The sequence below is a fragment of the Streptomyces sp. NPDC088354 genome, from assembly GCF_044753585.1.
Lineage (GTDB): Bacteria > Actinomycetota > Actinomycetes > Streptomycetales > Streptomycetaceae > Actinacidiphila.
The window spans coordinates 1-2,169 of the sequence record NZ_JBIVNJ010000140.1 but is presented as its reverse complement, the minus strand read 5'-3'; the positions used below and the strand labels follow the sequence as shown (position 1 = coordinate 2,169).

1 protein-coding gene and 2 pseudogenes are annotated in these 2,169 nt (G+C 66.9%); 2 read left to right on the top strand and 1 reads right to left on the bottom strand.

What is annotated here, in order from left to right; all coding sequences use genetic code 11:
• Positions 1-92: 92 nt before the first annotated feature.
• Positions 93-404 (top strand): annotated as a pseudogene (locus ACIP98_RS42315) (IS30 family transposase); the annotation flags it as partial.
• A 4-nt stretch (positions 405-408) separates the two neighbouring features.
• Positions 409-705: pseudogene (locus ACIP98_RS42310) on the top strand (integrase core domain-containing protein); the annotation flags it as partial.
• 236 nt (positions 706-941) lie between these two features.
• Here the strand turns inward: ACIP98_RS42310 and ACIP98_RS42305 are convergent.
• Positions 942-2,169 (bottom strand): ISAs1 family transposase (locus tag ACIP98_RS42305; RefSeq protein ID WP_401982205.1); only part of this gene is annotated, 1,228 nt, incomplete at its 5' end.

Below are 2,169 nucleotides of genomic sequence, written 5' to 3'. Positions count from 1 at the left end.
ACATCTCGCTCAACCGTCGAGGAGCCTCGTCCGTTTCGCACCGGTCTCCAACCAGTGGGCCGTCACCCGATCGGTGGCCCCGCTGAAAAGGCTCACTGACCTGGGACCGGGGGAAGGAACTCTCCGGGCATGTCCAGTTCGCGCTCGAGACCGGGACGAAGGTGTTCTTCGCCGATCCGCACTCGCCCTGGCAGCGACCCACGAACGAGAACACGAATGGGCTGCTGCGGCAGTACTTCCCGAAGGGCACCGACCTGTCCCGGTGGTCCGCCGAGGACCTCGAAGCCGTCGCCCTGGCGATCAATAACCGACCCCGCAAGATCCTCGGCTGGAAGACCCCGGCCGAGGTCTTCGAGGAACAGCTACGCTCACTACAGCAGCCCGGTGTTGCAACGACCGGTTGAACTCGCCCAATACACATCCACCGCGTTCTCGCAGGTCAGCGACCGATACGGGATCCGCAGAAGTATGGGCCACGTCGGGTCGAGCTGCGACAACGCCCTCGCCGAAAGCTTCTGGCAGGGACTGAAGAGGGAAGCGATCCACGACAAGCGCTTCATGACGATGCGCCAGGCCAGGCTGGAGATCTTCCAGTGGCTGACTTACTTCAACACCCGCAGGCGCCACAGCGCGCTCGGCTACCTCTCACCCGTCGAATTCGAACAACAGCACCAGCGAGGGCATAGACTCACACTCGCGGCATAAACCCCCGTGTCCACACTCCGAGAGACGCCTCACTGCCCGTGTGCGGTCAGTAGGGCGATCACGGCGCAGCCCGACTGGCGTTCAGGCTGACCGCCACGTCACCGCATCTCCGGCGGCCACGTTCAGTACGTCCTGGTCAGTTCCAGCAGCTGTGCTCATGTTCGCTATCCGCCGCGACAGGACCTCCCCCCGTCCCAGGGCTGTTTCAAAGTCGGGTTGCGGTGTGATCGTGCAGGTCAGGCGATGCCGAGCAGGTCCAGTGGCCTGGTGAAGGGGTTGTAGGAGGTGTGGCGGAGGCCGGCGGCGATGTTGGTGTGGCCGCCCTGTCGGAGCACGTTGATCGCGAGGTTGCGCAGAGTGGCCATGTTTTCTGGCCCTCGGCCGGTGCGGATTTTGGAGGCGTCCTCGCGGAAGGCGGTGTCACGCACGAAGTGCAACCGGTTCTCGATGGTCCACTGTGATCGCGCGAGTTGCCCGATGACCTGGGGTGACGCCTGTCGTGCGGTCAGGTCGGTGAGGGCGTAGACGGTCTGGCGGGTGCGTTTGCCGGTCTTGAGGTCGGTGCGGTGGCGGGTGATGCGAGCGGCCTGGACCGCGTGCGGGAAGTCCAGCGCCAGGCCGATGACGGTCAGGACCCGGGCCACGCGGGTCTCCTTGCGGCCGTGGCCGCGCTCGCGGTCGTAGCGCCGGGCGGTGACGTCCTTCCAGGGCAGGCAACGTAACTGTTGGTGCAGTCCGGGCTGGTTCGCCTTGACGATCAACAGGTAGTGGGCCTGCTTGTCCTCGACGAGGAACCGCGCGTGCTCACGCTGGGTGTGCAGCGCGTCGGCCGTGACGGTGACACCGGTCAGGTCGAACGGATCCAGCAACGCGGCGAAGCAGGTGATCTCGTTTGTCTTGTGCGGCACCCGCAGCTGGGTGACGGTCCGGCCGTCTGCGGTCATCGCCGCCAGCAGATGGGCTGCCGGAACCTCGCCGCTGTGTGATCCCCGGGCGCTCTTGCCGTCCACGGCGAGCGTGGTGGTGCCGGCCGGATCGGCACCGGTCAGGTCCGCGAGTCCGCCCGGGCAGGTCAGGGCGATGATCCGGCGGATTGCGGCCGTGCTCGGTGGGACACGGACCTGGAGTACGCCGGCGAAGCGGGCACCGAGGCGGGCCAGCGCGTCCTGCGGCGCACTGCGTGCCCACTGCCCGATCGCCGCGTAGGAGCGGGCACCGGCCAGGACGGCGGATGCGGCAACCACCAGCACACTCACCAACCAATGACGCCGGCCACGGCGACGACGCGGATCAGCCAGGCCCGCCAGGCGCCCCGCCAATGTCCCGGCGGACACGTACTCGCGCAGCGGCGGCTTGACCAGACAAACAGTGAGCCTTTTCAGCGAGGCCACCGATCGGGTGACGGTCGGCCGGTCGGCGACTCGTGCAGAACGGACGAGGCTCCTCGACGGTTGAGCGAGATGT